General features: G+C 31.8%; 10 protein-coding genes and 1 pseudogene. 10 read left to right on the top strand and 1 reads right to left on the bottom strand.

All coding sequences use genetic code 11. The annotated features are described in order from the left end of the window. From BCR26_RS18615 to BCR26_RS15810, 8 genes are all read left to right on the top strand, one after another. Positions 1-815, top strand: an 815-nt coding sequence (locus BCR26_RS18615) for a hypothetical protein (RefSeq protein WP_211272315.1), incomplete at its 5' end; no start/stop codon positions are given. Between the two features lie 4 nt (positions 816-819). Beyond that, on the top strand, positions 820-1257 hold the full coding sequence (locus tag BCR26_RS15780; RefSeq protein ID WP_069699919.1) for a YwqH-like family protein: 438 nt from the start codon (positions 820-822) through the stop codon (positions 1255-1257). A 23-nt stretch (positions 1258-1280) separates the two neighbouring features. Next, complete coding sequence (locus tag BCR26_RS15785; RefSeq protein ID WP_069699920.1) at positions 1281-1547, top strand: TIGR04197 family type VII secretion effector; 267 nt, start codon at positions 1281-1283, stop codon at positions 1545-1547. Continuing rightward, a complete protein-coding gene (locus BCR26_RS15790) occupies positions 1544-2977 on the top strand; it encodes a T7SS effector LXG polymorphic toxin (protein WP_069699921.1) in 1434 nt (477 codons plus the stop codon). Before BCR26_RS15785 ends, BCR26_RS15790 begins: the two co-directional genes overlap by 4 nt. 24 nt (positions 2978-3001) lie before the next feature. Further along, positions 3002-3748: a hypothetical protein gene (locus BCR26_RS18395; protein ID WP_139124974.1), complete on the top strand. Its 747-nt coding sequence runs from the start codon at positions 3002-3004 to the stop codon at positions 3746-3748. Positions 3749-3769: 21 nt separating this feature from the next. Then, on the top strand, positions 3770-4219 hold the full coding sequence (locus BCR26_RS15800; RefSeq protein WP_069699923.1) for a DUF5085 family protein: 450 nt from the start codon (positions 3770-3772) through the stop codon (positions 4217-4219). 2 nt (positions 4220-4221) lie between these two features. Continuing rightward, entirely contained in the window at positions 4222-4692 is a 471-nt protein-coding gene (locus BCR26_RS15805) for a DUF5085 family protein (RefSeq protein WP_069699924.1), read from the top strand. A 121-nt stretch (positions 4693-4813) separates the two neighbouring features. Then, positions 4814-5317 carry a DUF5085 family protein gene (locus BCR26_RS15810; RefSeq protein ID WP_069699925.1) on the top strand — a complete coding sequence of 168 codons (504 nt, stop codon included), beginning with the start codon at positions 4814-4816 and terminating at the stop codon, positions 5315-5317. Between the two features lie 95 nt (positions 5318-5412). Here BCR26_RS15810 and BCR26_RS15815 read toward each other — a convergent pair whose 3' ends face one another. Beyond that, the gene (locus tag BCR26_RS15815; RefSeq protein WP_069699926.1) at positions 5413-5619 is read right to left on the bottom strand and encodes a helix-turn-helix domain-containing protein; all 207 of its coding nucleotides are present in this window, start codon (positions 5617-5619) and stop codon (positions 5413-5415) included. A 327-nt stretch (positions 5620-5946) separates the two neighbouring features. Between BCR26_RS15815 and BCR26_RS15820 the strand changes: the two genes are divergently transcribed. Beyond that, a complete protein-coding gene (locus tag BCR26_RS15820) occupies positions 5947-6237 on the top strand; it encodes a hypothetical protein (RefSeq protein ID WP_069699927.1) in 291 nt (96 codons plus the stop codon). A 173-nt stretch (positions 6238-6410) separates the two neighbouring features. Next, positions 6411-6552, top strand: a pseudogene (locus tag BCR26_RS19180) (FtsK/SpoIIIE domain-containing protein); the annotation flags it as partial.

Raw genomic sequence — 6552 nt, forward strand, 5'->3', positions numbered from 1 at the left:
TACCGGCTGAAGGGGAAGACACACTCCAAATCATTGAAGCCATCCAAGCCGAAGTCAAAGAAATGGACGAATACTGGACAGGCGGACGACCAGAAGAGATTCCGATGGTACCGGAAGTGCTTTACTTTGATGCCTTTAAGAAGAAGAAATCTGTACAAAATTTACTAACTCAAGCAATCCTGCCTTTAGGTGTCGAATTTGAAATGGTTCAACCAATCGCTATAGACTTTAGAAACTCCGGTCATTTGTCGGTGTTTGGTGAGGGTAATAATACCTTTATGCCACTCAAACGTTCTGTGTTGTCTAGCGTTGAACTACTAACAGGAACTATGCAGACAATGATTATTGATACAGGGAAAATTACAGACGGTATAAATCTAAATGTAAATACCTATATCTCAAAAGATGAAAACATCAAACAAATAAAACCTTTACTTCTACAAGAAATTCAGAATCAAGAAACTAAAGAACTATCTCCTGAAAGAGTTATCTATATTACTGATATTGAAAGATTTATTGATTTAGTTGAATTAACCGAAGAAGAATTAAAAAATTTATTACAAATAGGGGAATTTAATAATATTCATTTAATAGTAGCTGGTTCTCATCAATATATGGCTCGCACAAGAGTGGGACTTCCACGTTTATTAAAGGAATTGATTAAAACAGCAGTATTCTCTATGCGCATTTCTGACCAAGAGTATATAGATAAGAAATATATGGCCAGAGAAGAGGAATTAGAGAAATTTTCTGCGCATTACAGCATAGATAAACAATTTATAAAAATAAAATTTGCTGTATCAGAGGAGGAATAAAAATATGACAACAGATTCAAAAGAATTGGCACGAAAATCCGCTCTGCGTAGTCAACTACGCAGAGAAATATCAGATGCAACTTCTCAATTATCTTCATTGAATACTAGTAAATCTCTCTTAAAAGAAAAAATAAAAAAATTAGAGACAGCACTTAAAACGATTCAATCTTCCAAAGAATCTTTTGAATCCAGTAGTAATACACTGACTAGTACCACCATCAACCCTTCCTTTTGGCAAGGAGAAAACGCTACTAATGCCAACACTGAATTTTCGAGTATGAAAGATAACATTGCTAGCGCTAAAACCAAGATAGCTGATGGTATTGAAACACTAGAAAGCAAAAAAAAAGAATTAGAAAGAGAATTAGAAGATTTAAATACCAGAATCATTAGTCAAGAAGGTGTTGTTACAAATCTAACCAGTCTCTTATCAAGTATTTAAACTGAAAGGAGTTGCAAAAAAAAATGGGGAAAAAAATAAAATACAATCCAGCGGAATTTGAAGCCGCCATTAGCAAATTTTCTGAAAGTGCAACAAACTTATCTATGAATATTTCAGTATCAATTTCAGAAACTGATATTGAACCTTACCCTACTTTTAAAGAGATTCAAGAAGCGATGAATCAGTTTTTGTCTACTTATAAATCAGTCGTTAGTGCGGATGTTCAACAGATGAAGAGTATTGGAAATTCAATAGAAGAAGCAGATAAAAGAATAGGAGGTAAAAAATGAGTAAAATAAAAATTAGTGAGATACAAGATTGGAGTAATAGCTTTGCTTCCTTTTCAACCAGTTTTAACGGGAAATTAAATACGTTAAAGAGCTCAACAAATGATTTGGCTACTTTGGACTCTTTTTCCGGGAATGGTGCCTCCTCTGTTAAAAACTATTTAAAGGATACTCATTCAAAATTGGCTGACAGCTATAAAGATGTTGTTGAAACGTTTTCAGACGAATTAAAGCGCTCATTAACAGACTTCTCCAGCCAAGTTGATAACTCCTCAAGCTGTGTGATTAAAAAAAGTGAAATAGAAACATTTAAAACCACTATAGAAACTCAATATAAAACAACAAAAGAACAATTAAAATCAATTAACACGGCGTTCTCAAGTGTTAGCAGTATCTGTTCTGTCTCAAAAATAGAATTGACAGAGGCAAATGAAGCTTGGACTGCATTAAAAAAAATTATTCAAACGATGTTTGAAAAGCTACAAGCTTTTGAAAGTAGCTTTTCTGGAGTCTTCACTCTCTTCTCTACACAATTAGAAAGTTTAAATCATGTAAGTAGTACCATGGGACAGATAGGTTCTGTAGGCCTAAACAATTACAATGCTAGAAATTTTACAAAACTTAATAAGGCTTGGACTATATTTGGTCACATTAAAGATGGTAAAGAACTCGGTGGGGGGTTGAAGTTTTTTTATCAATGTATTGAAAATGGTAGCTTAGTATTAACAGACAACGCAAACGGAAAAAAAGTGTGGATGGTTACTACAAAAGAATTATATGATAAAATTGGAACTGGTCGACGAGCATGGGGAGCAAACAGTAAATTTAGATATGTGAGTGAAGCCGGTGGCAAATTAAAGCCTGGCGTAGCTGATTTTTTTGAAAATAATTTTAAACTGCCAAACACTCATTATGCATTTTTAAAACCTAGTGGTATTGGTAATACGGTTAAAGGCGTTGGAAAAGCAATAGGGGAAGGCGCTATTTCAGATTTTAAACCAAATAACTTTAAAGGTTTGGGTAAAGTGGGTAAAGGACTTTTCATAGCCAATGTTGGAATGTCAGCATGGGATAATTTTAGTGATGCCCATAATGATTCCAGTCTATCCAAAATGGAGGCAAATATTGCTGGTACTATAAATACTGCTACAGATTTAGCTGTCAGTGGAGCTGTTTGGGGAGGTTCAATGGCTACTGCAGCTGCGATTGGAACAGCCATATGCCCTGGAGCTGGAACCATTGCAGGTGTTGCAATAACTGCTGGAGCAATTGTACTTAGTTGGGGATTTAACGAGGGCCTAGAAAAATTTGGAGTCAAAGATGCCATAAAGGATGTTGGAAAAGAAATCTCAAAAAAAATAGGTAGTGGGATAGGAAAAGTTTCTAATTTTTTTAAGAATCCAGGTAAAAATTTAGCTGGATTCTTTGGATAAATAACTAAAAAAGGAATTAAAAGAATGCTTAAAAAAATAAGTTTATCTCAGTTCAATGAAAAACAACTTGATAGTTGGGGTAATGCCATACGGCTAGGAAGTACCGATAACAATAGAATAAAAGTCTTTCAAATAGCGATATATTTCTTATCATCCCTGCTACTCTTGTTCAATTATTTGGCACCAAAAAAATTTAGTTTTAATTTAAGTTGGATTGAATATTTTATTTCCGGATATATAATATTACTTCTGTTATATATAACAATAACTATAATTATTAATAGGAATCCAACCGTGTCTCCCAAAGTAGAAATCTTAACCACTTTAAACATGGGGTTAGGTACATTATTTGTGGTATTTTTATTTTTTAACTTTTTTGTACTTTTCACAAAGGTTTATTTTGAAGAGAATAATTATAACTTAACTATTCAAGAATATTCACAAAAATTCACTGAAATATCTTCTATTTTGTTTGTGCTATTAATAATTTTTCTTTTTTCTGGCTATTACTATGATATTCTTTATCGAACTAAAAAAGGTAGACTAAAAAAAATTACTGATACAGATAAAAAAAACAATGAAAAGATCAAGACATATGCAGGAATTGGAGCTTTGATTGGTATACTTTTAGCTCGATTAATTTCTGGAGGATTATTCTTGCCAATCATTAGCTTAATTTTTTCTTATGCTCTTTCATTTTTCTTACCCAGAACTTTTATTTTAGCTTATCTCAAAATCCGATTCCCAAATACTTTTTTAAGACACAAATAACTCAAGACAAGGAGAATGAATATGAAAATAGAAAAACGACCTTTATATATGAAAAATTTAATTTCCTTTACAAAAGAAATTCATCCCAGCGATTGGGAAAAAGGATTGACCACACTAGAGGTTTTAGAATTGGAAGACGGTCTTTATCAAACAGGTCCCTTATTCTTCTCAATAAAAGATGTTCCGGATAACGAAGAAAAAGCCTTCACATTTTATATGCCTATCAATTGGACAACAGAATTTCCACCAGAACTAACAACAGTAGCGTTTATCGATGAATTATCCATTGATGAAGCAGTATTATTGCGACAAGCAGATAATGAAGATAACTTTCTTTCTGCAAGAAAACTTATTGACAAATATGCAGAAGAAGAACAGCTAATACTAGATGAGGAAACTTTTGTTGTTTGTATAGAAGCTTACGGAGAATATATATTAGATATCTATGTTCCTATAAAGGATGTGATTTGAACGTGATTGCTGAAGCACAAAAAATTGAATTTAGAAATGTTGTATCAAAATATTATACATTTGTTCCCTCAGAAATGCAGTTGGCAATAGATGACTTTTTTGAAACCATTGCGACAAATGATTTAACACCAAATGGACCATTCTTTTATTCTATTAATACCTTTAATCAAAAAAATGAGAATGAGCCAATTTTAGCCGAATTCTTCCAGCCAATTACAGAAGATAACATCACATTGGACAAAGAAACGCTAAATTTCCGCACTTACTTTTCTGTTAGAGACATGATTATGACACGAATCGACAGTAATTTTGATGTAAAAACCACAGAAAGCTATAGTGAGTTAATTCAATATGTTGAAAAACAAGGATTACAAATTACTGCACCTTTTTTTCATCTCATCAAAATATTGGATGATAAAAAATTTATGGAAATTTCACTTGGAGCAACAAGAGTTTTTGAATATCTAGGATAAGACAATAGCTTTTACTTTTTTATTAATCATATTCAGTTTATCTTGCAGAAGAATTTAATGATTCTTCTGCAGTTCAACGCTTTTTACAACAGTTCGTAATTCTAAAAGATGAGGAGTATCTATGAAAATAAAAGAAGATATAATTTGTATGAAAAACTTAGTTTTTTTCTCAAAAAAAATCTTTCCAACTCAATGGGAACATGAACTAAACAAATTAAATGAGTTGACTTTACAGAATAAGTTGTATAAATCAGGAACATTTTTTTATTCGTTTAAAGACAACGCTACTGTTAACACAAAAAAAGAATTTGTATTCTATGTACCTATTATTTTGCATAATCAGAAAAAGCCGAAACTTCAAATAGGGGAATTTAAAAATTTCTTATCTATAGCCCCAACTCTTATTTATAGGCAAGCAGACAATCTTGATAATTTTAGCCTTTGTCTAAAAGAAATGAAAGAATATGCAAATAGGAATAGCTTAATACTAGACGACACTGTTTATGTTATTTGTAAAGAGGTATTTAATGAATATGTCTTTGACGTACTGATTCAGATAAAAATTGATAAAAAGAAAAATATACACTTCCAAAAAATAAGAAACTATTTTCGAAAATGGTTTTAATCATCCATAATGTACTTATAGTCTTGTAAACTAAAGAAAGAAAGTAAAAAAATAAAGAGAAAGTTTGAAGCGTAGTAGTCGGCTTCAAACTTTCTCTATTTTTGTTCCACATATTCCATAATATCTCCTGGCTGACAATCAAGTGCCTTACAAATCCGTTCAATCACATCCATTGATACCTTCTCATTTGCTGATAGCTTCGCTAACGTTGCTGTACCTATCCCGATTTCTTTGCGCAACTGCGTTTTTGTCATTTCTTTATCTATTAATAATTTCCACAAACGATTATAAATGATTGGCATTTATTTTAGTCCTCTCTACTCATTCTTTTATCAGTATAAAATGTTTACATTTGTCAGTCAACACAATTAGTTCACTTATACGAATAAATAATTCCACAAACAGAATAAAAGCATTGACTGATTATTCAGTTTACGATACTATATATTCATTAAAGCGAATATATTATTCTTTTTTTAGAATATTGAAAGGAGATGGCAAAATAATTCAAACAAAAAAAGAAGAGCTTTAATAAAGAAATGAATTTCTTAAATCTTAACTCTCCCCTAGACAAGTTGAGTATACCATAGGTTTTCGAAATTCTCTGCATTTATTTAAAGGAGGACAACATGAAGCATACTCATATCAAAACTGAACATAATCAACCGATTAAAAAAGTGACTTATCAAGACATTTATTCTTTACATGACCTTTTAGAACAACTAAATTCTTGGAACGAGCCTTTACACTTACTCACTCAATTTTTTAGCGACAACCATCGTCCTGTCAATAAGAAAAAAATTATTAAAGATTATCATTCTTGTTCTAAAATTTTTTCAGCGTTCCAAAAAGATTTCACCCTGACACTAGAAAAAATGAATAGTCAAATTGAGGTACTTCGGAAGAGAGAGAAGATATAATTTTCAATAAACTAGCAGAATCTACTTAAAAAAGTAGTAGATTCTGCTAGTTTTTGTACTACTGAAATAAAAAAATATCGTACGTTATGTTAAAATTAAATAATACAATTTCGATGGGACTATAGCTATTCAATTTATTTTTCATCCCATTAATACATAGCTTTGCCTGTTATCCTAACCTCTTCTTAATCAGTGATGAGTTTGCGGAATTGAAAGCTGAACAACCGGAATTCATGAAAGAGTTGGTTTCAACGGCTCGTATCGGACGTTCCCTAGGGATTCATTTAATCTTGGCTACCCAAAAACCATCTGGCG

The sequence above is a fragment of the Enterococcus rivorum genome, assembly GCF_001742285.1.
Taxonomy (GTDB): Bacteria; Bacillota; Bacilli; order Lactobacillales; family Enterococcaceae; genus Enterococcus_L; species Enterococcus_L rivorum.